The sequence below is a fragment of the Stenotrophomonas sp. ZAC14D1_NAIMI4_1 genome, from assembly GCF_003086775.1.
In the GTDB taxonomy this organism is placed as follows: domain Bacteria; phylum Pseudomonadota; class Gammaproteobacteria; order Xanthomonadales; family Xanthomonadaceae; genus Stenotrophomonas.
In genome coordinates this window covers 1,192,539-1,214,446 of the sequence record NZ_CP026001.1, presented here as the reverse complement: position 1 = coordinate 1,214,446, position 21,908 = coordinate 1,192,539, and the positions used below count along the sequence as shown (strand labels likewise).

Here is a 21,908-nt window from a genome sequence, read left to right as displayed (position 1 = left end):
GCCGCCGGGCCGGCCAACGCCCTGCGAAAAGGCCGGATGGGCCGGTTTCCGCCCGATTTCACGGCCAGCCCCTATAATTGGCGGTGAGCCTGAAAGCCTGATCGCATGACCATCACCGAAGACACCCGTCCCGCCCTGGGCCTGCCCCAGATCCAGTCGCTTGCTGCGGCCGACATGGCCGCCGTCGATGCCCTGATCCGGCACCGCTTGTCCTCGGACGTCGTACTGATCAACCAGATCGCCGACCACATCATTTCCGCCGGCGGCAAGCGCCTGCGGCCGATGCTGGTGATGCTGGCCGGGCATGCTGTCGGCACGGCCGGCCCGGAACACCACCAGCTGGCGGCGATCATCGAGTTCATCCACACCTCCACCCTGCTGCATGACGACGTGGTGGACGAATCGAGCCTGCGGCGCGGCCGCAGCACCGCCAATGCCCTGTGGGGCAACGCGCCGAGCGTGCTGGTGGGTGACTTCCTGTATTCGCGCAGCTTCCAGCTGATGGTGGAACTGGACCGCATGCCGGTCATGCAGATCCTGGCCGACACCACCAACCGCATCGCCGAAGGCGAAGTGCTGCAGCTGCTGCACGTGCACAACCCGGATACCGACGAAGCTGCCTACCTGCGCGTGATCGAGCGCAAGACCGCGGTGCTGTTCGCCGCCGGCACCCGCCTGGGCGCGCTGGCCAGCGGCGTGGACGAAGCCACCCAGCAGGCCCTGTACGACTACGGCATGCGCCTGGGCTATGCCTTCCAGATTGCCGACGACGTGCTGGATTACTCGGCCAACGCCGAGGAACTGGGCAAGAACCTGGGCGACGACCTGGCCGAAGGCAAGGCGACCCTGCCGCTGATCCACGCCATGGCCCATTCGGACGACGCCACCCGCGAGCGCCTGCGCAGCATCGTGCAGGACGGCGACGCCTCGGCCATGCCGGAAGTGCTGGCCGCCATCCGCGCCACCGGCGGCCTGGACTACAGCCGCCGCCGTGCCGAGGAATACGCCGAAGCCGCCGAGCGCGCGCTTGACGGCCTGGGCGACAACGATGCCGTGGCGGCCCTGCGCGGCCTGGCCCGTTACGCGGTGCAGCGCTCGCATTGATGGGTGAAGGTGTGCCGACCAACGGTCGGCACCTACCTCGTCCTGTGGGTGCCGACCAACGGTCGGCACCTACCTCTTCCTGTGTGTGCCGACCAACGGTCGGCACCTACCTCGTCCTGTGGGTGCCGACCGTTGGTCGGCACAGAAGCATCGGTGGGTGCCGACCGTTGGTCGGCACGCCTTTGATTACCGGAACCGCTCCTCGAAGAACTCATCCAGCGCCTTCCATGCGCGCTTGGCCGCCCGTTCGTTGTACTGGCAGCCGGGCGGATTGTTGGCGTCACGCTCGGCGAAGCAGTGCACTGCGCCGCTGTAGTTGGTGAACTCCCAGTCGACCTTGGCCGCGTCCATTTCCTTCTGGAAGCTGCCGATGTCTTCGGCGGTCACGCTCTTGTCATCGGCGCCGTTGAGCACCAGCACCGAGGGATGGCTGCCACCGGCCTGTGCCGCCAGCGGCGAGCCCAGCCCGCCGTGCAGGCTGACCACGCCCGCCAGCGGCGCACCGGCACGGGCCAGTTCCAGCACCGTGGTGCCGCCGAAGCAGAAGCCCACCGCACCGATCCGGCTGGCATCCAGCGGTGCCTTGCCGGCCTGGGCCTTGAGCACGTTCACCGCCTCCAGCGCGCGCGCCCGCAGCAACGGCCGGTCATTGCGCAGCTTGGTCGCCACCGGGCCGGCCTCGGCATCGGTCTTCGGCCGCACGCCCTTGCCGTACACATCGGCCACCAGCACCACGTAGTCATCGCCGGCCAGCTGCTTGGCCTTCTCGATGGCCGATTCGTTCACGCCCTTCCAGTTGGGCACCATCACCAGGCCCGGGCGCTTGTCGTTGTCGCCGTCGTCATAGACCAGCACGCCACTGAAGGTCGTGCCCTGGTGCTTCCATTCCACCGGCTGGATCTTCATCGCCGCCCAGGCCGGCATCGCCGCCAGCCCCAGCACCATCGCCACGCCACAACGCCATCGGTTCATGTGACTGTTCCACTGAAAAGGGAATGGAGGGGATCACGTCGCAGAACACCCTCCCGCGTCGCATTCTGCATTGGCGACGTGACGCAGGTGTGGTTGGATACGACCTGATCCCCTCCGCCCCTCTTTTACATGAACCTTGTTGATCGCTTTCTCTCCGGCCTTGTCCCGCGCCTGCCTGCCGAGGACGCTGCGCAGTGGGCACATGTCCAGGGCGCCAGCGCCGAAGACCTGCAGCGCCTGCGCACGCAGTGGCCGCAGGTGCCCGACAGCCTGCTGGTCCTGCTGTCGCGGGTGGATGGCACGCACTTCCGCGAGTATCCCGGTGGCGAAGTGGTGGTCTACGTGCTGGGTTCGGACGTCGAGGACGGCGGCTACCCGTACTACCTGCGCTCGGTCGCGCAGATTTTCGAAGACCAGCAGCAGTGGGACGACAGCATCCGCTCCATCTACGAGGAGTGGCTGGATGACGAGCCGGAGATCCTGGGCGATGGCATCGATGGCGACCTGCCGATGAACCGTCGCCTGTGTTTCTCGCACTGCATGAACAACGGCGGCACCTCGATGCTGTACCTGGATTTCGACCCCGCGCCCGGCGGCACCGTCGGCCAGGTGGTGCGCTACCTGCATGATCCGGACAGCTATGCAGTCATCGCGCCCAGCTTCGATGCCTACCTGCAGCAGTTGATTGATCGCGATTACGCGTTCATCGATCAGGAGTAGATCCACGCCATGCGTGGATGGCGCTCTCAGCCGTGCTCGATCCAATGCAACGTGCCCGGCGCGAGCGCCAGCAGATCCGCAGCGGCCAGCTGATCCCGCGACCAATGATGTTCCGGCGGGTTCGGCTGCTGGGCACTCACCGCACCGTCGTAGTCACGCACCAGCAGGCCGATGCGCGCCGCACCGGCCTGCAGCAGCGCGTCGATGCGCTGCAGCCACTGGCCGGCATCACCCAGGCCTTTGCTCTGGCGTGCCTGCCGCTCCTGCTCGAAATGCGCCAACTGCTCGGCCAGGGCGCGGGCGATCTTCGCCTCGCTCCAGCCCTTCTTCCGCCAGCGCTCGGCATCGCCCTTCCATTCCGGCTCCGTGCGTGCCGACGCCAGGGCCGTGCCGCAATCGCAGTGCGCGGCGCTCAGCCACGGCTGCCAGCCGGGCCCGACCGCCGCCTGCAGGCTGGGCGATGCCTGGGCGAACAAGCTCCGGCCGCTGCGCTTCATGATCGCGGCGGCTTCAACGTGCGCAAACGAGGTGGGCAGGAACAGGGTGATGAAGGTGCACATGCAGGCTTCTCGAATCCGTCCGGGAATGCGCCGATGGTAACTCGCCCCCTGCAACTCGCTGGGGTCAGAGCCCTTTCCTGCGGAAAGGGATCCGACCCCGGGCCGGTGGATCAGGCGATGCCCAAGCCTGGAATCGCGCTGATGCTGTCCGGATCGAACCCGGCCAGTTCTGCGAAGTGGCGGCCGCGGGCCACGTAATCGCGGTAGGCACCAAAGCTCGGCGCGCCCGGCGACAACAGCACCACCCCGCCCTGCGCACCCAGCGCCGCGCGTGCCAGCGCCATCGCCTCGGGCAGATCGCCTGCCGCGTGCAGGCCGAAACGGCCGGCATCCGCCAGCGGCTGCAGCATCGCGTGGATGCGCGGGCCGTTGCTGCCCATGGTCACGATCTCCACCGGCGGCACGTCGTGCGCCATGTGCTGCATGAAATCGGTCCAGTCCAGGCCACGGTCGTGCCCGCCCACCAGCAGCGCGATGCGCTGGCCGGCGAAGCACTCCAGCGCGGCCAGGCTGGCATGTGGCGTGGTGCTGATCGAATCGTTCACGTAGGTCAGGCCATCGGCCACGCCGAGGCGCTGCAGGCGATTCGGCAGGGGCCGGAAATCCTGCACCGCCGGTGCCAGCGCCACCGCGTCCAGGCCCAGCGCTTCCAGCGCGGCCAGCACCGCGCACAGGTTGCCACGGTTGTGGCGGCCCGGCAGCGGCGTGTTGCGGGTATCGAACACGGCCTGTTCGCCGCGATGCACGATGTCACCGCGCATGTGCCAGCCCTGCGGCTGGTTGAACCAGACCACCTCGCTGTCAGGCAACGACAGCGCGGCCAGGTGTGGATCGGCCGCGTTGAGCACGGCGATCCGCGGCGCGGCGTCGGTCACCAGCCGCAGCTTGTCTTCGATGTAGCGCTGTTCGCTGCCGTGCCAGTCCAGGTGTTCCGGGAACAGGTTCAGCACCACCGCCACCTGCGGGTGGGCGCCACTGCGCGCCACTTCGCCGGTCTGGTAGCTGGACAGTTCCACCGCCCAGTACTCGGGCGCAGGCTGCGGGTCCAGCACTTCCAGCAACGGCAGGCCGATGTTGCCGACCAGGCCGGTGCGGTGGCCGGCGGCGCGCAGCAGGTGCGCGACCAGCGCGGTGGTGGTGCTCTTGCCCTTGGTGCCGGTCACGCACACGGTGTCGTGCACGATGCCGTCGTCAGCCGCGTGTTCGGCAAACCACAGCGCAGTGCCACCGATGAAGGTGGTGCCCTGCCCTGCCGCCGCCAGCGCGATCGGCTGGTACGGGCTGATGCCGGGCGACTTGATCACCACCTCGAACGCGGCCAGCGCTTCAGCGGAAGGTTCACCGCGCACGTCCAGTGCGCCCCGCGTTTCCGCGCGTGCCGCCTCTACCTCGGCGGCCGGGCAGAACAGGCTCAGGGCCAGCGCAGGCAGGCGCGCGTGCAGCACGGCAAATGCCGCACGGCCCTCACGCCCCCAGCCCCACAGCGCAACGCGCTTTCCTTCAAGCTTCGAAATCTTCACGTACCCGTTCCCACAGCGCTGCCGGAACGCGATGCTCGCCCTGCAGCTGCAGCAGCGGCGCCAGTTCCAGCTCGGCGGCATCCAGCTGCGGCTGGATCTCATTGCAGAAGCGCTTCACCAGCGCGTCTTCCTTCCATTCCGGGCGCTGCGCCAGGGTCGCCATCGCTGCACGCGACTCGCGGCCTTCGCCCACGCATTCGAACGGCTTGTGGTCCTGGAACTCCAGCAGTGCGTCGAAACCACCGGCCTGCGCGGCATCGTCCAGCAGGTTGCGGCCGAAGATGCGCACCAGGCGGGTCTTGGGCATGAACGGGGCCAGCGCCAGGAACACGAAGTGACACTTCGGGCAGACACCGCACCAGCGGTTCACCGGGCGCTCGCCCAGGATATGGAAATTGCGGTTGCAGCTGGAGAAATGCGCGTCGTAGAAATCGCTCTTGGCGAACTGGCGGGCCACCGCCAGCTCGGACATCGGGCGCAGCAGCGAGTAGTACTGCAGATCGGCGGCCACCTGCTTCTGCACGTGGTTGCCGAACGCCTGCTCGAATGCCCAGCCCTTGGACCACTGGTGGTTCACTTCGCCGGTGCCCGGAATCTGGCTGCCGTAGCTGGCCGAACGCTCGTTGGAGAACACCACCTGGTCCACGCCCTGCAGCAGCGCGGCCAGCACCATGATCGCCGAGTTCACCGCGGTGACCGGGATATGGCCGTTCCAGGCGCCCTGGCGGTTGAGCTCGAACAGTTCCGGCGCCAGCGCGCGGCCCAGGTTGAGGGTCGGCAGGCCGGTGCGCTCGGCGCAGGCGCGGATCAGCTGCGAACCACCGATCCAGGTCACCGTCTCGTCCACGCCGGCACGGCGCAGCGCTTCGATACTCACCAGCGAATCCTTGCCGCCGCCGATGGCCACCAGCGCATGCGGCTGCAGGCCCAGCACCGGCGCCTGCACCGCTTCGCCCTGTACCGGCAGGCGGAAGCGCCCGCGCAGGTTCAGGCCGTTGCGGTAGGCGAACTCGCCCAGGCCGTTGAGGTAGACCGTCTCCACCAGCGCTGCGGTATCGGCATCGATGGCATAGCTGTCGATGCTGACCGTTTCCGGCACGCCCGCCTTGTAGTAGCTGACACCGGCAATCAGGTGCAGCAGCTGCAGTGCGCGCTGCACCGCGGCGGCACGCGCGTCGTCCAGTACGAACGGGGCGCCGGGCACGGTAATGGTTTCCACCATCTCCGGGCCGTCATCGAAAGCGTAGACCAGCTTGGCCACGCCGGTATCCGCGGCGAATTCGCAGCGGACGAAGCGGAAGCGGGAAACCTGGTGTTTGTCGAAAGCAGTCATGGTGTTTCCGGTCAGGCACGGACCCGCGCGCGGGCGCGGGGCGTGTCGGTGGGCGGGTGCAGGGCGCGGGTGGTGATCACTCGATCACGTCTTCGCGCGGCATCGCCCGCTGGTTGTAGGTGTTGGACATCACATAGCCGTAGGCACCGGCGTCGGCGATCAGCATCACATCGTCCGGCGCAGTGGACACCGGCAGCTTGCGGCGCTTGCCGAACACATCGCTGGATTCGCAGATCGGGCCGACCACGTCGAACGCCGCCTCGGCATAGCCGCCCTGGCGGCTGAGGTTCTCGATGTCATGCCAGGCGTCATACAGCGCCGGGCGCATCAGGGTGTTCATGCCGGCATCCAGCCCGACGCGGCGCACGCCGTCCTTTTCCACCACCTGGGTGGCATGGGTCAGCAGCACGCCCGATTCGGCCACCAGGTAGCGGCCCGGCTCGATCGCAAGGCGGAACGCCGGGTGCAGCGCCTTCACTTCGGCCAGGCCCTCGGCCCAGGCATCCAGGTCGAACGGCTCGTCTTCGTCGCTGTACGGAATCGGCAGGCCGCCACCGATGTCGATGGTCTGCACGCTGCCGATGCGGCGGGCGAAACCGGCCAGCTCATCGCACATCAGGCGCCAGTGCTGCGCGGTTTCCACGCCGCTGCCCAGGTGCGCGTGCAGGCCGACCACGCGGGTGCCCAGGTCGGTGGCGGTGCGCACGAACTCATCCACGCGCGCCATCGGCAGGCCGAACTTGGAATCCTTGCCGCCGGTGCGGACCTTGGCGTGGTGGCCTTCGCCACGGCCCAGGTCGACGCGCAGCCAGATTTCGCGGTTGCGGAACAGGTCCGGCCAGCGCTGCAGCGCTTCCAGGTTGTCCACGGTGACGGTGACACCGAGCGCGAAACCGGCTTCGTACTCTTCGCGCGGGCAGAAGCTGGGGGTGAACAGCACGCGCTTGGGCGACAGCTCGGGCAGGTGCTGGAACACGTGCTTCAGCTCGCCGTGCGAGACGCATTCCAGGCCGAAGCCTTCGGCTTCCAGCAGCTCAAGGATGGCCGGGTGGCTGTTGGCCTTGATCGCGTAGTAGCGCTGGTCGATCGGCTTGATCGCGGCCAGCGCGCGGGCGCGGGCACGCACGGTCGGCAGGTGGTAGACGTAGCGCGGCGTACCGGCGTCGGCCAGCTGCAGCAGGTGCGCACGCTGGCCGCGCCACCACGGCGTGCCGCGCGGGCGCACGGTGCCGGCGATCTCGCGCCAGCGCGGGCCGAACACTTCGGTCTCTTCCACCGGCATCGCGCCGCTGTCGATCAGCTCGGCATGCAGGATCGGCAGCAGGCCATCGGCATCGGCTTCATCGATGACGAAGGTCAGGTTCAGGTCGTTGGACGACTGCGAGATCATGTGCACGCGCTCGCGGCCGAAGGTGGCCCACACGTCCGACAGCTTGTGCAGCAGCGAACGCATGCCACGGCCGACCAGGGTGATGGCCGCGCACGGCACGATCACCTTCACCTTGCAGATCTGCGACAGGTCGGCCGACAGCGCGGCCAGCACATCGGTGTTGACCAGATTCTCGGACGGGTCCAGCGATACGGTGACGTTGGTCTCGGCCGAACCGATCAGGTCCACCGACAGGCCATGCTTCTTGAACAGGCCGAACACATCGGCCAGGAAGCCGACCTGCTGCCACATGCCGATGCCTTCCATCGACACCAGCACGATGCCGTTGCGGCGGCTGATCGCCTTCACGCCCGGTACCGGTGCGGCGCTGCCATCGATGCTGGTGCCCGGCAGTTCCGGGCGCTCGGTATCGAGGATGGCCATCGGCACGCCGGCATCGCGGCACGGCTTGATCGAGCGCGGGTGCAGCACCTTGGCGCCGGTGGTGGCGATTTCCTGCGCTTCGTAATAGTCCAGGCGGGTCAGCAGGCGCGCGTCCGGCACATCCTTGGGGTTGGCGCTGAACATGCCCGGCACGTCGGTCCAGATTTCCACGCGGCTGGCGCCCAGCAGCGCACCGAAGTACGCCGCCGAGGTATCAGAACCGCCGCGGCCGAGGATGGCGGTGCCGCCGTCGGCGTGGCGGGAAATGAAGCCCTGGGTGATCAGCAGACGGGTCGGCTGCGCGCGGAAGCGCTGCATCCACTCCGCGTCGGCGCGCCACTGGCAGTTCACCGACAGGCGCTGCGACCAGTCGCTCTGGTTCGGCTGCGGCGGCATCGCGTCCAGCCACTGGCGGGCGTCCATCCAACCCATGTCCAGGCCCGAGGCGTGCAGGTAGGCCGCGCCCAGGGTCGAGGACAGCAGTTCGCCCTGGCCCAGCACTTCAGCCTGCCATTCCAGCGGGCGGGTGGCCGCGCGCGGGTCATCCAGCAGCCCCTGCAGGGCGGCCAGGCGTTCGCCCAGCACCTCGCGGCCCAGGCCGAGCTCGGCCAGGAAGCCCTCATGGCGTTCGACCAGGGCGGCCACGCGATCGCGGCTGTCCGGCGCGCCATCGGCAATCGCGGTCAGTTCGTTGGTGACCCCGGACAGCGCCGAGACCACCACCAGCACGCGCGAGCCGGTCTCTTCCGCACGTTTTTTCGCCAGCTTCCCGATCGTGTCCCAGCGGTGGCGACGCGACACCGAGGTGCCGCCGAACTTCAGTACGATCCAACGATCGACAAGGGGGGAAGCTGACATGGATAGGCTATGTGTAATGTGGGGGAGCCGCCCGAGGGGGCGGAACCTTCGATTCTAAGCCCAATGGACCCGCCGATGGCCGCCTTCCGCTACCTGCAGCTTGATGTCTTCGCCCACCAGCCCGGCAGCGGCAACCCGCTGGGCGTGGTGCTGGACGCCGACGGGCTGTCCGCCGGGCGCATGCAGGCGCTGGCGGCCTGGCTGAACCTGTCCGAGACGGTGTTCTTCCTGCGCCCCAGCGCCCCCGGCGCCGACTACCACATCCGCATCTTCACCCCCGGCAGCGAGCTGCCGTTTGCCGGCCACCCCAGCGTCGGCGCGGCCTGGGCGGCGGTGACCTGCGGCCTGGCCACGCCGCGCGACGGCGGCGCCCTGGTCCAGCAGTGCGCTGCCGGCCTGCTGCCGGTGCGGGTGAGTGGCCCGGCGGACGCGCCCAGCATCGAACTGGCCAGCCCGCCGGCACGCCACCTGCCGACCGCGCCCGGGCAGGTGCCGGAACCGCTGCAGGCCCTGGCCGCCAGCGGCCACGCGCCCGAACTGTGGGACAACGGCCCGCGCTGGTGGCTGCTGCCGCTGCGCGATGCCGCCGCCGTGCGCAGCCTGGCCCCGGACATGGCCGCCCTGCGCGACTGGACCAATGCCACCGGCGCGACCGGGGTGGCGGTGTTCGCCGATGAAGCCGGCGCTGGGCACAGCCGCGTGGTGCGCGCGTTCTGCCCCGGTGATGCGGTGAACGTGCCCGAGGACCCGGTGACCGGCAGCGCCAACGCGCTGATCGGCGCCTGGCTGCGTGCGCGAGGTGCCCTGTCCGGCGGCGGTGGCGCGTACGTGGCCAGCCAGGGCCGCGAAGTCGGCCGCGACGGCCGCGTCCATGTCCGCGTCGATGCCGAAGGCACGGTGTGGATCGGCGGCCAGGTACAGCCGGTGATCGACGGCAGCATCCACTGGTAGCGCCGGGCCACGCCCGGCGGCGTCACCCCGCCGCGCTGCGCGCTCGCGGGGCATGGCCCCGCGCTACCATTTCCGCATTTCCTGGAGTTCTACCCCCTATGACCACCCGCCGTTTCCTGCAGCTCGATGTGTTCTCGCCGCGCGCCGGCGCCGGTAATCCGCTGGCCGTGGTGCTGGATGCCGAGGGCCTGGACGACGCGGCCATGCAGGCCATCGCTCGCTGGACCCGGCTGCCGGAAACCACCTTCGTGTTCGCCCCGCAGGCCGCCGGCAGCAGCTACCGGCTGCGCATGTTCAGCCCTCAGAAGGAGGTTCCGTTCGCCGGCCACCCCAGCGTCGGCACCGCCCATGCGGTGCTGCAGGCCGGCCTGGCTGCGCCGGTCGAGGGCGTTCTGGTGCAGGACGGCATCGCCGGGATGCTGCCCCTGCAGGTCAGCGGTGAAGGCGCGCAGCAGCGCATCGCCATCCGTACCCCGCGCGCGCAGCTGGCCGAAACCGCACAGGCCGGGGATCCGCGCCTGCAGCCAGCGCTGAAGGGCTGGCCGCTGGGCGAACTGCCGCCGGCACGCATGCAGGGCGGCCGCAGCTGGTGGGTGGTGCAGGTGGCCAGCGAGGCCGCGCTGCGTGCGCTGCAGCCGGACTGGGACGCCATCGCCACGCTGGCCGAATCCACCGACAGCATGGGCGTGTTCGCCTACGCCTTCAGCGATGGCAGCGAAGGTTTCGACCTGGCCGTGCGCGCGTTTGTCGGCAACGGGCGGCGCTTCGAGGATGCCGCCTCCGGTGCGGCCAATGCCGTGCTGGCGGCCTGGCTGGACCTGCGCGGCGTGCTGCCGCGCGGCCGCGAAGCGTATGAAGTCAGCCAGGGCCGCGAGGTTGGCCACGATGCGCGGCTGACGCTGCGCGTGGACGAGGCCGGCGAGGTCTGGTCCGGCGGCCAGGTGCAGACGGTGATTGCCGGAACGATTGATTGGTGATTGCGCTGGGGATGGTAGAGCCGGCCGCTGGCCGGCTGTTACCTGGACCTCGACATCATGCGGTTGCCGGCCAGCGGCCGGCACTACCGTGACTATCCCGGCCCGCGATTTCTCAGCCCAGCTCGGCTTCCAGGCTGATCGGCACCGCGCTGAGCGCCTTGGACACCGGGCAGTTCTGCTTGGCGTCGTCGGCGATCGCGCGGAACTGCGCGGCATCGATGCCCGGCACCACCGCCTTCACCTTCAGCCGGATCTGCGACAGCTGCGGGCCACCTTCCATCGACAGGTCGACCTTGGCTTCGGTATCCAGCGAGGTCGGTGTAAACCCGGCATCACCCAGCTTGGCCGACAGCGCCATGGTGAAGCAGCCGGCGTGCGCGGCGGCGATCAGCTCCTCCGGATTGGTGCCTTTCTCATCGCCGAAGCGGCTGTTGAAGCCGTAGCGGGTCTTGTCCAGCAGCCCGCTCTGCGGCGTGCTCAACTGGCCCTTGCCCGACTTGAGGTCCCCTTCCCAGTGCGCGGTGGCGTGTCGCGAGATTCCCATGTGCTGCTCCTGCGTGGCGGTGATGAACGGCTACCCTCGCACGGCTCGCGTTAGCCCTGCGTCGCCCCGCCGCAGGGCACGCCGCAGTCCCAGGCCAGCCCGGTGGACACTTCCTCGCCAGCGCGAAATGAATTTTTCCCTTGTTTTCAGCGGTTTCGCGCGTTCCGCAGCAGCGGCACCCCCTATTGCGCACTGCAGCGCACCGCCTGTTTGCCCGCTTCCGGACATGTACTGAATCGGCCTGGATATGAAAAAACATGCACTTTCAGCGCTCCGGGCTATTGGCGGCGCTCGAGAGTTGCCCTACATTGCGCTTGCCGACGGGGTTCGGCGCCGACCACACAACCAACCGTTCACGGAACAGGAAACCATGGCAAAGACCGCTAAGAAGGCTGCCCCGAAAAAGGCAGTGAAGAAAGTCGCGACGAAGGCTGCCGCCAAGCCGGCCGCTCCGAAGCCGATCAAGGAAGTGCTGACCAAGTCGGGCCTGGTTGCACACATCGTGGAAGCGTCCGGCGTTGTTGCCAAGGACGTGCGCGCGGTGCTGGCCTCGCTTGAAACCGCCGTTGCTTCCTCGGTGCACAAGAAGGGCGCTGGCTCCTTCACCCTGCCGGGCCTGCTGAAGATCTCGACCGTCAGCGTGCCGGCCAAGCCGAAGCGCAAGGGCATCAACCCGTTCACCAAGGAAGAGCAGTGGTTCGCTGCCAAGCCGGCCACCACCAAGCTGAAGGTGCGCCCGCTGAAGAAGCTGAAGGACGCCGCGCTCTAAGCGCGCGCCCAACGGCATCTTCCGACGGGACGGCGCAGGCCGTCCCGTTTTTGTTTGGGGCGGCGCCCGCCCCCATGCAAACCGCAACACAGCGTTTCCGTCCCGCAGCGTTCCCGCTGACAGCCGCACCAGCATTGGCCGGGACCTCGTTTTTCACTGTCGGGAACGGACCGGGTGGAACACTGCGTGCAGCCCCGGCCGTCGCCGCCGGTCGCCGCCTTGCCTATGGTGGGCACATCCCTCCACACCCAGGCGAGCACACCCTCATGGCCAGCCCCTCCACCCGCTACCGGATCTCGGTGACCCCGATCGAAAAGGACGGGCACCAGTGCACCGGGCGCTGCACCATCGAACTGGAACACCGCGCCCGCCGCGACCTGATGCGCCTGCTGGAAACCGCGCCGCGCACGGCCGGGCTGAGCGGTGACGAGCGCGCCACCCTGGTGGTCGCGACCCAGCTGCTGCGCGACATCGTGCAGCGCCACGCCGACACCGACGGCCATGCGCTGGCGGCGATCGCCGCACAGGTGCTGCCGGCCCTGGACGCGTTGGAACAGCTGCCCGCATCGCGCTGAGCCCGGCGCTGCCGATACACTGCCGTTCTCCAGGTCGCCTCGGGGAGGAGGCAGACATGCGCAGTGCCCTGTTGTTGATCGCGTCGTTGTCCATGCTGGGCTGTTCCAGCCCGACCCCGCCTGATGCCGCCGCCGAAGCCCCTTCCGCCGATGCGGCGACGGCAGGCCCGGGCCGCCCCGCTTCGACAGGCGAAGCACCCGCCGTGGCGGCGCTCGGCATCGATCCGCTGTATGCGGCCGTCGCGCCCGATGGCGAAACGCCGGCGCGACTGCTCAACCGCTACGTGCTGGACCTGCTCAACCACAACAAGGCCGGTATCGAAGCGGCGTGGGCCATCGCCCCGCCCGATGCACGCCGTGCCGATGATGCTGCGCTGCGCCTGCTGCCGGACGTGCGCAACCTGCGCCTGGACAGCGACCCGCCCGTGCCACGGGACGAACAGCAGCCGCCACGCCTGCTGGAAGTGCCGGTACGCATCCGCGCCACGACCGGCGAGGGCCTGTTCCGCTACCACGGCTGGTACCGCGTGCAGCCGCGCACCGATGGCCAGGGCTGGCAGATCCAGTCAGCGCATCTGCAGCCAACGCTGGACTGAACCGTTGCAGCGGCATGCACGCACGATTCAGCGTGCAAAGCTACTCTGTAGCCCTCATTCATCCCCCCGGCCACCGCCATGCGCCTGCGTTCCCTGATGACCCGCCTTGCCGCGTCCACCGTGCTGATCGCCGTGGCGATCGGCGCGCAGGCGGCCCCCTCGATTTCCGGCCGCGAACTGGCGGTTGGTGCCAGCGACGTGCAGCAGTATCTGGATGGCAGCTTCCCGCGCACCCAGGATGCGCTGGGCGGCCTGATCGCGCTGACCATGAGCCACCCGCAGCTGAGCCTGCCGGCGGGCGAGCGCCTCGACCTGGGCATGGACCTGGCACTGGCCACCGCCGGTGGCAGCCCGACCAACCTGGGCAAAGTGAAGCTCAGCAGCGGCCTGCGCTATGACGCGCAGACCCAGGGCTTCCACCTGCAGGACCCGACCGTGGATGACTTCAGCCCGGCCAGCCAGGGTGGCCGCCTTGATTCGCGTACCCGTGCGCTGCTGAATGCCGCGCTGAGCGACTACGCCCGCCGCGAACCGATCTACAAGCTGGATCCGGCCGTGGCCGGCCTGCTGGGCGCGCTGCAGGTGCAGTCGGCGCAGGTGAAGAACGGCAAGCTGGTGGTCACCTTCAACCAGAACCTGGGCAACCTGGTGCCGGCTGGCCTTCTCGGCAAGTAAGGGTAGTGCCGGCCGCTGGCCGGCAGCCCGGTTACCGCATCTGCCGGCCAGAGGCCGGCACTACCAGCAACGCATCATGCAGCCAGTGCCTTCACCACGGCCTCGCTGAAGGCCGGGATGTCGTCCGGCTTGCGGCTGGTGATGAGGTTGCCGTCCACGACCACCTCGGCGTCGCGCCAGCGCGCACCGGCATTGGCCAGGTCCTGCTGCAGCGAGGGCCACGAGGTCACCTCCCGACCCTTGGCCAGCCCGCTGTTGATCAGCAGCCACGGGCCATGGCAGATGGCTGCTACTGGCTTGCCCGCCCCCGCCACGCTGCGGATGAAGCCCAGCGCGGCGTCATCGGTGCGCAGGGTGTCCGGGTTGATGACCCCGCCGGGCAGGACCAGCGCATCGAAGCGGCCGGCATCGGCGTCGGACAGCGGCAGATCCACCGCCACCACGCCGCCCCAGTCCTTGTCCTTCCAACCCTTGATGCTGGCCTCTTTTGCCGGCGACACCACGGTGACGATGGCGCCCTCCGCTTCCAGCAGGCGCTTGGGTTCGATCAGTTCGGACTGCTCGAAGCCGTGGGTGGCGAGGATGGCGACCTGCTTGCCGGCGATACGCTTTGCCATGGTGTGTGCTCCGGGAAAGGGAGCACACAGGGTCGGCCAATGGCCATTGGACCGCGGTGACCCTGCCGTGCACGGCAGGTGCAGACGAGGCCGGTAGTGCCGGCCGCTGGCCGGCATCCCGGTCAGGCCCATGCCGGCCAGCGGCCGGCACTACCCCATACCGGTCAGCGCTTGGGCTGCAGCATCGTGCCGGTGCACTTGGGCGAGCCGCAGCGGCACTCCCAGATCTTCTTCAGCTTTGCCGTGTGGCGCTCGGCCAGGGTGATGCCGTAGTTGTAGGTCAGCTCCTCGCCGGCCTTGATATCGCGCAGGGCCTCGATGAAGACCTTGTCGCCGCGGCTGTCGCCGTCCTCGTCTTCCTCGATCACCGCTTCGCAGTTCGGGTCGCAGCTGTGGTTGATCCAGCGTGCGTCGTTGCCCTTGTAGTTGGCGTCGATCACCCAGTCGTCGTTGAGGGTGAACAGGAAGGTATGGCCGCTTTCGACGTCGCCGCTGTCATCGGCATCGACATCACCGTGGCTGCGCAGCAGGCCCTTGTACTGGATCACGCGCTCGCCCTGCTTGATCGGGGCCACGGCGAACACGCCGTTGCCATGGATGGCGGACTTGCGGGCTTGGATCTTCTTGGGCATCGGCAAGGGAGGTCTGCAGCGAAAGGAACCCCGATTCTCACCCATTCCGGGTGATTGCGAAAACAACCTGCATGCCGCAGCATTACGCCCCGGTGGCGCCCGGTGTGTTGTTCCCGGCCGGCCCAGGACCGCCCCCAGCGCTGGCTGAATGCCCGGGTTGGATGCTGGCGAAGAAAAGCGTACAATTTCAGTCCGCTTTAAGAACCACTCGCATCCCCCATGTTGCGCGTCACCAAACTTACCGATTACGCCACCGTCGTGCTGACCGTGCTTGCCGCCCGCCCGGGTGAAGTGCTGAGCGCGACCGAGCTGGCCGAATTCACCGGTCTGGAACCGCCCACCGTCAGCAAGGTGCTCAAGCCGCTGGCCCAGGCCGGCCTGGTCGAGGGCCTGCGCGGCGTGCGCGGCGGCTACCGGCTGACCCGCCCGCCCATCGAGATCTCGCTGTTCGAGGTGGTCGAAGCGATGGAAGGGCCGCTGGCCCTGACCGAATGCAGCCACGACCACCACCAGTGCGGCATGGCGCCCAAGTGCGGCGCGCGCAGCAGCTGGCGGCTGATCAACGATGTGGTCTCCGAGGCCCTGCGCGATGTCACCCTCGCCCAGATCCTGCCCCCCCTTCCCCTTGTCGATGACGAACAGCGCCGCACCATCGCTGTCGACGTCGTCTCCTGATCCGTAGGCAGCCCCCCATGGCCACCGAAACCATCGAAACCGTCGCCCACGACGACACCCCCAACCGCGAGATCCATGAGCAGCTCGGCCGCAAGTATTCGGCCGGCTTCATCACGGAGATCGAATCGGACTCCCTGCCGCCGGGCCTGGACGAGGACACCATCCGCGCCCTGTCGGCCAAGAAGGAAGAGCCGGAGTGGATGACGCAGTGGCGCCTGGACGCCTACCGCCACTTCCTGACCATGCCGATGCCGAACTGGGCCAAGCTGCAGATCGCCCCGATCGACCTGCAGGCGCTCAGCTACTACTCCGCGCCGAAGGGCCCGAAGTACGCCTCGCTGGATGACGTGCCCAAGGAACTGCTCGATACCTACGACAAGCTGGGCGTGCCGCTGCACGAGCGCGCCAAGCTGGCCGGCGTGGCGGTGGACGCGGTGTTCGACTCGGTGTCCGTCGGTACCACCTTCCGCAAGGAACTGGCCGAGAAAGGCATCATCTTCTGCTCGATGTCCGAGGCCATCAAGGAACACCCGGAGCTGGTGCGCCAGTACCTGGGCACCGTGGTGCCGGTGGGCGACAACTACTTCGCCGCGCTCAACTCCGCGGTGTTCTCCGATGGCAGCTTCGTGTTCATTCCCAAGGGCGTGCGCTGCCCGATGGAACTGAGCACCTACTTCCGCATCAACGCCGGCCACACCGGCCAGTTCGAGCGCACCCTCATCGTGTGCGAGGACAAGGCCTACGTGTCCTACCTGGAAGGCTGCACCGCGCCGATGCGCGATGAGAACCAGCTGCACGCCGCGGTGGTCGAGCTGGTCGCGCTGGAAGATGCCGAGATCAAGTACTCCACCGTGCAGAACTGGTACCCGGGCGACGAGAACGGCGTCGGCGGCATCTACAACTTCGTCACCAAGCGTGCCGAATGCCGTGGTGCGCGCAGCAAGGTCACCTGGACCCAGGTCGAGACCGGTTCGGCCATCACCTGGAAGTACCCCTCCTGCGTGCTGCTGGGCGACGATTCGGTGGGCGAGTTCCACTCGGTCGCGCTGACCCACCACCGCCAGCAGGCCGACACCGGCACCAAGATGATCCACGTCGGCAAGCGCACCAAGAGCAAGATCGTCAGCAAGGGCATCAGCGCCGGCCGCGGCCAGAACACCTACCGCGGCCTGGTCAAGGTCGACCGCAACGCCGATGGCGCGCGCAACTACACCCAGTGCGATTCGCTACTGATCGGCAAGCAGTGCGGTGCCCACACCTTCCCCTACATCGAGGTGAAGAACCCGGGCGCGACCGTCGAGCACGAGGCCACCACCTCCAAGATCTCCGACGACCAGCTGTTCTACTGCCGCGCCCGTGGCATCAGCCAGGAAGACGCGGTGTCGATGATCGTCGACGGCTTCTGCAAGCAGGTGTTCCGCGAACTGCCGATGGAATTCGCAGTGGAAGCCAAGAAGCTGCTGGAAGTCTCGCTGGAAGGTTCGGTCGGCTGACCCGCCTGCTGCCCTCGTTCTGATTATTCAGCCACGCATGGCGTGGCTCTACTGGATTCGTATCATGCTGAAGATCGACAACCTCCACGCCCGCATCGGCGACAAGGAAATCCTCAAGGGCCTGTCCCTGGAAGTGAAGCCTGGCCAGGTGCACGCCATCATGGGCCCCAACGGCGCCGGCAAGTCCACCCTGGGCAATGTCCTGGCCGGCCGTGACGGCTATGAAGTGACCGAAGGCAGCGTGCAGTTCGAAGGCAGCGACCTGCTCGACCAGGATCCGGAAGCGCGCGCCGCCGCCGGCCTGTTCCTCGCCTTCCAGTACCCGGTGGAAATCCCGGGTGTGAACAACACCTACTTCCTGCGCGCGGCACTGAATGCCCAGCGCAAGGCACGTGGCGAGGAAGAACTCGATTCCATGCAGTTCCTCAAGCTGGTGCGGCAGAAGCTGGCCGTGCTGCACCTGAAGGATGAACTGCTGCACCGTGGCGTCAACGAAGGCTTCTCCGGTGGCGAGAAGAAGCGCAACGAGATCTTCCAGCTGGCCGTGCTCGAGCCGAAGCTGGCGATCCTCGACGAAACCGATTCGGGCCTGGACATCGACGCGCTGAAGAGCGTGGCCGACGGCGTCAACGCGCTGCGCGCAGCCGACCGTTCGTTCCTGGTCATCACCCACTACCAGCGCCTGCTGGACTACATCAAGCCGGACGTGGTGCACGTGCTGGCCGATGGCCGCATCGTCAAGACCGGTGGCCCGGAACTGGCCCTGGAACTGGAAGCGCACGGCTACGATTTCCTCAAGGATCGCGTGGTGCGCGAGGCGGCGGTCTGATGAGCGCCCTGCTCGACTCGATGGCCCAGGCCTTCTGCGGCAGCGATGCGCGCCGCGAAGTGCTCGACACGGTGCTGCGCGATGGCCTGCCGGCTGCCCGCAGCGAAGCCTGGAAGTACACCTCGCTGCGCCAGCTGGAGCGCCGTGCTTTCGCCGCTGCGCCGCTGTCGCCGCCGGCGCTGGACGTGGCCGTGCTGGAAGACATCCCGGCACCGCGCCTGGTGTTCGTCAACGGCCGCCTCAGCGACGCGCTCAGCGACACCCACGGCCTGCCGGCCGGCGTGCAGCTGGAACCGCTGTCCTCGGCGCTGGCCGCCGGTGAGGATGCCGCGCGTTTCCTCGGCCGCCGCTACGAGCGCAGCGACGAGGTGTTCGCCCGCCTGAATGCCGCGCTGGCCGATGAAGGCGTGGTGCTGCGCGTGGACGAAGGCGTGCAGGTCGAGGTGCCGCTGCAGCTGGTGTTCGCCAGCGTGGCTGGCGATACCGACCTGGCCTGGCACCACCGCCACCTGATCGAACTGCGTGCCGGCGCCAGCCTTGGCGTGGTCGAGCACCGCTTCAGCGTGGGCGATTCGGCGCACCTGGACAACACCGTGCTGCATGCCCACGTGGCCCGCGACGCCGTGCTCAAGCACGCCCGCGTGCAGGCCGGCAGCGCGCGCCAGACCAGCTTCCTGCGCACCGATGCGGTGCTGGCGCGTGATGCCCAGTACCACCGCGTGGACCTGGAGCTGGGCGCCGCGCTCAGCCGCCACGAACTGAACGTCCGCCTGGAAGGCGACAACGCCCAGCTGACCGCCAATGGCGTGCTGCTCGGCAATGGCCGCCGCCATGTCGATACCCGCCTGGGCATCGACCACATCGCCCGCGATACCAGCAGCGAGCTGCTGTGGCGCGGCGTCGCGGCCAACCGCAGCCGCGTGGTGTTCCATGGCGGCATCCAGATCCGCGAGGGCGCCGATGGCACCGACGCGAACCTGTCCAACAAGAACCTGCTGCTGTCGGCCGACGCCGAGATCGACACCCAGCCGGTGCTGGTGATCGACGCCGACGAAGTGAAGGCCGCCCACGGTGCCACCGTCGGCCAGCTCGATGCCAATGCGCTGTTCTACCTGCGCTCGCGCGGCCTGCCGCAGCCGCAGGCACAGGCGCTGCTGAGCGCCGCGTTCTGCCACGAACCGCTGAAGGTGCTGCCCGAAGTGCTGCGCGAACAGCTGGCGCGTCGCTTGGACAAGGCCCTGGCCGAGGCAGGCGTGGCATGAACCTGTCCACGCCGCGCCCGATCGAATCCCCCGCCGGCACGCCCGACTGGGACCGCGTCCGCCTCGACTTCCCGCTGCTGATGCGCGAAGTGCACGGCAAGCCGCTGGTGTATTTCGACAACGCCAACACCGGCCAGAAGCCGGTGCAGGTGATCGGCGCGGTGGACGAGTTCTACCGCCGCTACAACGCCAACGTCAGCCGTGCCGTGCACGCGCTGGGCACCGAGGCCACCGACGCCTACGAGGGCGCGCGCAACAAGCTGGCCCGCTTCCTCAACGTGCGCAGCAGCGAACTGGTACTGTGCAGCGGCACCACCTTCGCCATCAACCTGGTGGCGTACTCGTGGGCGCTGCCGCGGCTGAAAGCCGGTGATGTCATCCTGGTCTCGCGCATGGAACACCATGCCAACATCGTGCCGTGGCAGCTGGTCGCCCAGCGCACCGGTGCAACCATCCGCGTGGCCGAGATCACCCCCGATGGCGCGCTGGACCTGGATGCACTGCGCCGCGCGATGACTCCTGAGGTCAAGCTGCTGGCCGTGGCCCACGTCTCCAACGTGCTGGGCACGGTCAACCCAGTGCGCGAGATCTGCCGTGAAGCGCGCAAGCGCGGCATCATCACCGTGGTCGATGGTTCGCAGGCCGTGCCGCACCGCAAGGTCGACGTGGCTGCGATCGGCTGCGACTTCTACGCCCTCACCGGCCACAAGATGTGCGGCCCGACCGGCACCGGCGTGCTGTGGGCCCGCCGCGAGCATCTCGACGCGATGCCGCCGTTCCTCGGCGGTGGCGAGATGATCAAGGAAGTCAGCTTCGACGGCACCGTGTTCAACGATGCCCCGCACAAGTTCGAAGCCGGCACCCCGAACATCGCCGGCTTCATCGGCTTGGGCGTGGCCGTGGATTACCTGCAGGGCCTGGGCCTGGAGCACGTGGAAGCGCGTGAGGCCGAGCTGCTGGCGCACTTCACCGAAGAGCTGCGCAAGGTCGATGGCCTGCGCATCCTCGGCGAAGCACCGGAAAAGGCCGCCGTGGTGTCCTTCCTGATCGACGGCGCGCACGCGCACGACCTGGCTACCCTGCTGGACCTGGAAGGCGTGGCCGTGCGTTCAGGCCAGCACTGCGCACACCCGCTGCTGCAGTATTACGGCGTTGCCGCCACCTGCCGTGCCTCGCTGGCGTTCTACAACACGCATGCCGAGATCGAGCGCTTCATGGCTGCGCTGACCAAGGTACGCAAGCTGCTGGGCTGAGGCTCTGGCAACTTGACGGAAGCAGAACGCCACGGGAGACCGTGGCGTTTTTCGTTGGTTCCGCTGCGTTACACGCGCGATGGCCCGCGCTCACGGCGCGCCCGGGTGAACCCGGAGAATTCCACTGCATAGCCGCCACCGTTGTCGAACAGCACGGTGTGCCGGTAGCGCCCCGGTTCGACCACCGATACCTCATGCACCAGCACATCGACGCCGGGGTCGTCACTGCACAGCGTTTCCTGCAGGAGATAGCCCATCACGCCCGAGTACGTCATCAGCATTTCGCCTTCGAACTGCTGATCAAGCAGGACCACCTCGATGCTGACCGTCGCCCCTTCGGCACCGTCAACAGCCGACTTTTCAACCCGGAACGCGCTCATGCGCGCGTCGTGCAGGGAATCGCGGCCGCGCAGCGCGTAGTTGCCGAAATCGAGCGCGAACTCGCGAAGTGTGTCGGGCAAGTCCGCCGCTGCCCCTGCCAGATAGTCGAAGTAGGCATCGAAATGCCACCCCTGCTCATCCTGGCGAATCCAGTTCATTGCGATCATGGTGTCCCGCATGTCCTCCGGCCTGGCCATGCCGCCAGGCGCTGTGATGGCGTCATCGTCTCACATCGTTTGCAGAGGGCCTGGCCAGCACAGCGCCCCACGCCCGGTCACGCCTGCAACCGTCGCACCGACGCCACGCACAACTCGGCCGGCCACTTGCCTAGATGCCCCTTGCCGCTCACCGCATCCGGTCGCGCCGCCGACACGATCCCGGTCATTTCAACGGCCTGCTCCGTCGGCAGCGTCATCGGCGCAATGCCCTCCACCCAGATGCCGTCCGCCGCCCACGGGTCACTTACCGGCGGCCCCGGATGCAGCGCCGACATTTCCCAGCCATCGACATACGCGCCACGCACCTTCACCAAGCGGCCCTGGTAGCGGACCGGGTGCGCGCGCAGTTCCTCCAGCGCGACAGGCAGTGCACGCGTCGGGTTGAACCTGGGGCAGGCAAAGCTGTTGAACGCAGCGTCCCTGCCCGCAACGGAGGCATCCATGCGCGCCAGAAGGGTGGAGAACGCCACGACCAGACCGAGCGTCACGACCTTCGCAGCCACACCGCCTCCGCTTTGCCTGTTCATTCCTGCCTCCTGCGGGAACGCGATGAACGGGGAGCATAGCCGGTACCCAAGGAT

At 68.0% G+C, this 21,908-nt stretch carries 23 protein-coding genes; 13 read left to right on the top strand and 10 right to left on the bottom strand.

The genetic code is table 11. From position 1 onward, the window contains the following. The first annotated feature begins 105 nt into the window (after window positions 1–105). Window positions 106–1,104, top strand: a complete 999-nt coding sequence (locus C1927_RS05640; protein ID WP_108746132.1) for a polyprenyl synthetase family protein — start codon at window positions 106–108, stop codon at window positions 1,102–1,104. A gap of 186 nt (window positions 1,105–1,290) precedes the next feature. Here C1927_RS05640 and C1927_RS05635 read toward each other — a convergent pair whose 3' ends face one another. Then, the gene (locus C1927_RS05635; protein ID WP_108746131.1) at window positions 1,291–2,076 is read right to left on the bottom strand and encodes a dienelactone hydrolase family protein; all 786 of its coding nucleotides are present in this window, start codon (window positions 2,074–2,076) and stop codon (window positions 1,291–1,293) included. Window positions 2,077–2,205: 129 nt separating this feature from the next. On the opposite strand from C1927_RS05635, the gene C1927_RS05630 reads away from it, so the two are divergent. Next, window positions 2,206–2,796 (top strand): SMI1/KNR4 family protein, encoded by a 591-nt coding sequence (locus C1927_RS05630; protein WP_108746130.1) that lies wholly within the window; start codon window positions 2,206–2,208, stop codon window positions 2,794–2,796. A 26-nt stretch (window positions 2,797–2,822) separates the two neighbouring features. Here C1927_RS05630 and C1927_RS05625 read toward each other — a convergent pair whose 3' ends face one another. From C1927_RS05625 to C1927_RS05610, 4 genes are all read right to left on the bottom strand, one after another. Then, window positions 2,823–3,356, bottom strand: coding sequence for a hypothetical protein (locus C1927_RS05625; RefSeq protein ID WP_108746129.1), 534 nt, complete (start codon window positions 3,354–3,356; stop codon window positions 2,823–2,825). Window positions 3,357–3,466: 110 nt separating this feature from the next. Next, the gene (murD, locus tag C1927_RS05620; protein ID WP_108746128.1) at window positions 3,467–4,876 is read right to left on the bottom strand and encodes a UDP-N-acetylmuramoyl-L-alanine--D-glutamate ligase; all 1,410 of its coding nucleotides are present in this window, start codon (window positions 4,874–4,876) and stop codon (window positions 3,467–3,469) included. After that, the gene (gene murL, locus C1927_RS05615; RefSeq protein WP_108746127.1) at window positions 4,857–6,209 is read right to left on the bottom strand and encodes a UDP-N-acetyl-alpha-D-muramoyl-L-alanyl-L-glutamate epimerase; all 1,353 of its coding nucleotides are present in this window, start codon (window positions 6,207–6,209) and stop codon (window positions 4,857–4,859) included. The genes murD and murL overlap by 20 nt, the downstream gene beginning before the upstream one ends. 76 nt (window positions 6,210–6,285) lie before the next feature. Next, the gene (locus C1927_RS05610; RefSeq protein WP_079220967.1) at window positions 6,286–8,880 is read right to left on the bottom strand and encodes a bifunctional aspartate kinase/diaminopimelate decarboxylase; all 2,595 of its coding nucleotides are present in this window, start codon (window positions 8,878–8,880) and stop codon (window positions 6,286–6,288) included. A gap of 75 nt (window positions 8,881–8,955) precedes the next feature. Between C1927_RS05610 and C1927_RS05605 the strand changes: the two genes are divergently transcribed. Together C1927_RS05605 and C1927_RS05600 are read left to right on the top strand one after the other, a co-directional pair. Continuing rightward, window positions 8,956–9,831 carry a PhzF family phenazine biosynthesis protein gene (locus C1927_RS05605; RefSeq protein ID WP_108746126.1) on the top strand — a complete coding sequence of 292 codons (876 nt, stop codon included), beginning with the start codon at window positions 8,956–8,958 and terminating at the stop codon, window positions 9,829–9,831. Between the two features lie 98 nt (window positions 9,832–9,929). After that, window positions 9,930–10,808 (top strand): PhzF family phenazine biosynthesis protein, encoded by an 879-nt coding sequence (locus C1927_RS05600; RefSeq protein ID WP_108746125.1) that lies wholly within the window; start codon window positions 9,930–9,932, stop codon window positions 10,806–10,808. A gap of 112 nt (window positions 10,809–10,920) precedes the next feature. Here the strand turns inward: C1927_RS05600 and C1927_RS05595 are convergent, their stop codons facing one another. Further along, entirely contained in the window at window positions 10,921–11,352 is a 432-nt protein-coding gene (locus C1927_RS05595; protein WP_079220964.1) for an OsmC family protein, read from the bottom strand. Window positions 11,353–11,722: 370 nt separating this feature from the next. Between C1927_RS05595 and C1927_RS05590 the strand changes: the two genes are divergently transcribed. The 4 genes from C1927_RS05590 (at window position 11,723) to C1927_RS05575 (ending at window position 13,967) form a co-directional block, all read left to right on the top strand. Further along, window positions 11,723–12,121 (top strand): HU family DNA-binding protein, encoded by a 399-nt coding sequence (locus C1927_RS05590; protein ID WP_079220963.1) that lies wholly within the window; start codon window positions 11,723–11,725, stop codon window positions 12,119–12,121. A gap of 266 nt (window positions 12,122–12,387) precedes the next feature. After that, the gene (locus C1927_RS05585) at window positions 12,388–12,696 is read left to right on the top strand and encodes a DUF3861 family protein (RefSeq protein ID WP_108746124.1); all 309 of its coding nucleotides are present in this window, start codon (window positions 12,388–12,390) and stop codon (window positions 12,694–12,696) included. Between the two features lie 56 nt (window positions 12,697–12,752). After that, window positions 12,753–13,292 carry a hypothetical protein gene (locus tag C1927_RS05580; RefSeq protein WP_108746123.1) on the top strand — a complete coding sequence of 180 codons (540 nt, stop codon included), beginning with the start codon at window positions 12,753–12,755 and terminating at the stop codon, window positions 13,290–13,292. Between the two features lie 78 nt (window positions 13,293–13,370). Next, a complete protein-coding gene (locus tag C1927_RS05575; protein ID WP_108746122.1) occupies window positions 13,371–13,967 on the top strand; it encodes a DUF1439 domain-containing protein in 597 nt (198 codons plus the stop codon). A gap of 74 nt (window positions 13,968–14,041) precedes the next feature. Here the strand turns inward: C1927_RS05575 and C1927_RS05570 are convergent, their stop codons facing one another. Together C1927_RS05570 and C1927_RS05565 are read right to left on the bottom strand one after the other, a co-directional pair. Further along, window positions 14,042–14,584, bottom strand: coding sequence for a type 1 glutamine amidotransferase domain-containing protein (locus C1927_RS05570; protein ID WP_108746121.1), 543 nt, complete (start codon window positions 14,582–14,584; stop codon window positions 14,042–14,044). Between the two features lie 164 nt (window positions 14,585–14,748). Then, complete coding sequence (locus C1927_RS05565) at window positions 14,749–15,216, bottom strand: SET domain-containing protein-lysine N-methyltransferase (protein WP_012479369.1); 468 nt, start codon at window positions 15,214–15,216, stop codon at window positions 14,749–14,751. A gap of 219 nt (window positions 15,217–15,435) precedes the next feature. Here C1927_RS05565 and C1927_RS05560 point away from each other — a divergent pair, with 219 nt between their 5' ends. The 5 genes from C1927_RS05560 (at window position 15,436) to C1927_RS05540 (ending at window position 20,728) form a co-directional block, all read left to right on the top strand. Next, entirely contained in the window at window positions 15,436–15,891 is a 456-nt protein-coding gene (locus C1927_RS05560; protein WP_108746120.1) for an SUF system Fe-S cluster assembly regulator, read from the top strand. 17 nt (window positions 15,892–15,908) lie between these two features. Beyond that, window positions 15,909–17,384, top strand: coding sequence for a Fe-S cluster assembly protein SufB (sufB, locus tag C1927_RS05555; RefSeq protein WP_079220956.1), 1,476 nt, complete (start codon window positions 15,909–15,911; stop codon window positions 17,382–17,384). A 64-nt stretch (window positions 17,385–17,448) separates the two neighbouring features. Then, window positions 17,449–18,213: a Fe-S cluster assembly ATPase SufC gene (gene sufC, locus C1927_RS05550; RefSeq protein ID WP_108746119.1), complete on the top strand. Its 765-nt coding sequence runs from the start codon at window positions 17,449–17,451 to the stop codon at window positions 18,211–18,213. After that, window positions 18,213–19,475, top strand: coding sequence for a Fe-S cluster assembly protein SufD (gene sufD, locus C1927_RS05545; protein ID WP_108746118.1), 1,263 nt, complete (start codon window positions 18,213–18,215; stop codon window positions 19,473–19,475). The genes sufC and sufD overlap by 1 nt, the downstream gene beginning before the upstream one ends. Continuing rightward, window positions 19,472–20,728, top strand: coding sequence for a cysteine desulfurase (locus tag C1927_RS05540; RefSeq protein WP_079220952.1), 1,257 nt, complete (start codon window positions 19,472–19,474; stop codon window positions 20,726–20,728). Before sufD ends, C1927_RS05540 begins: the two co-directional genes overlap by 4 nt. A 68-nt stretch (window positions 20,729–20,796) precedes the next feature. Here C1927_RS05540 and C1927_RS05535 read toward each other — a convergent pair whose 3' ends face one another. Both C1927_RS05535 and C1927_RS05530 read right to left on the bottom strand, forming a co-directional pair. Beyond that, on the bottom strand, window positions 20,797–21,276 hold the full coding sequence (locus C1927_RS05535; RefSeq protein ID WP_159095298.1) for a hypothetical protein: 480 nt from the start codon (window positions 21,274–21,276) through the stop codon (window positions 20,797–20,799). A 107-nt stretch (window positions 21,277–21,383) separates the two neighbouring features. Continuing rightward, complete coding sequence (locus C1927_RS05530; RefSeq protein WP_108746116.1) at window positions 21,384–21,854, bottom strand: hypothetical protein; 471 nt, start codon at window positions 21,852–21,854, stop codon at window positions 21,384–21,386. Window positions 21,855–21,908: the final 54 nt, after the last annotated feature.

Excerpts from the sequence above, each read along its gene's own strand:
- C1927_RS05630 (WP_108746130.1), top strand. The coding sequence starts at position 2,206 with ATGAACCTTGTTGATCGCTTTCTCTCCGGCCTTGTCCCGCGCCTGCCT.
- C1927_RS05595 (WP_079220964.1), bottom strand. The coding sequence starts at position 11,352 with ATGGGAATCTCGCGACACGCCACCGCGCACTGGGAAGGGGACCTCAAG.
- C1927_RS05635 (WP_108746131.1), bottom strand. The coding sequence starts at position 2,076 with ATGAACCGATGGCGTTGTGGCGTGGCGATGGTGCTGGGGCTGGCGGCG.
- sufC (WP_108746119.1), top strand. The coding sequence starts at position 17,449 with ATGCTGAAGATCGACAACCTCCACGCCCGCATCGGCGACAAGGAAATC.
- C1927_RS05585 (WP_108746124.1), top strand. The coding sequence starts at position 12,388 with ATGGCCAGCCCCTCCACCCGCTACCGGATCTCGGTGACCCCGATCGAA.
- C1927_RS05640 (WP_108746132.1), top strand. The coding sequence starts at position 106 with ATGACCATCACCGAAGACACCCGTCCCGCCCTGGGCCTGCCCCAGATC.
- C1927_RS05535 (WP_159095298.1), bottom strand. The coding sequence starts at position 21,276 with ATGATCGCAATGAACTGGATTCGCCAGGATGAGCAGGGGTGGCATTTC.
- sufB (WP_079220956.1), top strand. The coding sequence starts at position 15,909 with ATGGCCACCGAAACCATCGAAACCGTCGCCCACGACGACACCCCCAAC.
- C1927_RS05530 (WP_108746116.1), bottom strand. The coding sequence starts at position 21,854 with ATGAACAGGCAAAGCGGAGGCGGTGTGGCTGCGAAGGTCGTGACGCTC.
- sufD (WP_108746118.1), top strand. The coding sequence starts at position 18,213 with ATGAGCGCCCTGCTCGACTCGATGGCCCAGGCCTTCTGCGGCAGCGAT.
- C1927_RS05605 (WP_108746126.1), top strand. The coding sequence starts at position 8,956 with ATGGCCGCCTTCCGCTACCTGCAGCTTGATGTCTTCGCCCACCAGCCC.
- C1927_RS05590 (WP_079220963.1), top strand. The coding sequence starts at position 11,723 with ATGGCAAAGACCGCTAAGAAGGCTGCCCCGAAAAAGGCAGTGAAGAAA.
- murL (WP_108746127.1), bottom strand. The coding sequence starts at position 6,209 with ATGACTGCTTTCGACAAACACCAGGTTTCCCGCTTCCGCTTCGTCCGC.
- C1927_RS05575 (WP_108746122.1), top strand. The coding sequence starts at position 13,371 with ATGCGCCTGCGTTCCCTGATGACCCGCCTTGCCGCGTCCACCGTGCTG.
- C1927_RS05625 (WP_108746129.1), bottom strand. The coding sequence starts at position 3,356 with ATGTGCACCTTCATCACCCTGTTCCTGCCCACCTCGTTTGCGCACGTT.
- C1927_RS05580 (WP_108746123.1), top strand. The coding sequence starts at position 12,753 with ATGCGCAGTGCCCTGTTGTTGATCGCGTCGTTGTCCATGCTGGGCTGT.
- C1927_RS05540 (WP_079220952.1), top strand. The coding sequence starts at position 19,472 with ATGAACCTGTCCACGCCGCGCCCGATCGAATCCCCCGCCGGCACGCCC.
- C1927_RS05570 (WP_108746121.1), bottom strand. The coding sequence starts at position 14,584 with ATGGCAAAGCGTATCGCCGGCAAGCAGGTCGCCATCCTCGCCACCCAC.
- C1927_RS05610 (WP_079220967.1), bottom strand. The coding sequence starts at position 8,880 with ATGTCAGCTTCCCCCCTTGTCGATCGTTGGATCGTACTGAAGTTCGGC.
- C1927_RS05565 (WP_012479369.1), bottom strand. The coding sequence starts at position 15,216 with ATGCCCAAGAAGATCCAAGCCCGCAAGTCCGCCATCCATGGCAACGGC.
- C1927_RS05600 (WP_108746125.1), top strand. The coding sequence starts at position 9,930 with ATGACCACCCGCCGTTTCCTGCAGCTCGATGTGTTCTCGCCGCGCGCC.
- C1927_RS05560 (WP_108746120.1), top strand. The coding sequence starts at position 15,436 with ATGTTGCGCGTCACCAAACTTACCGATTACGCCACCGTCGTGCTGACC.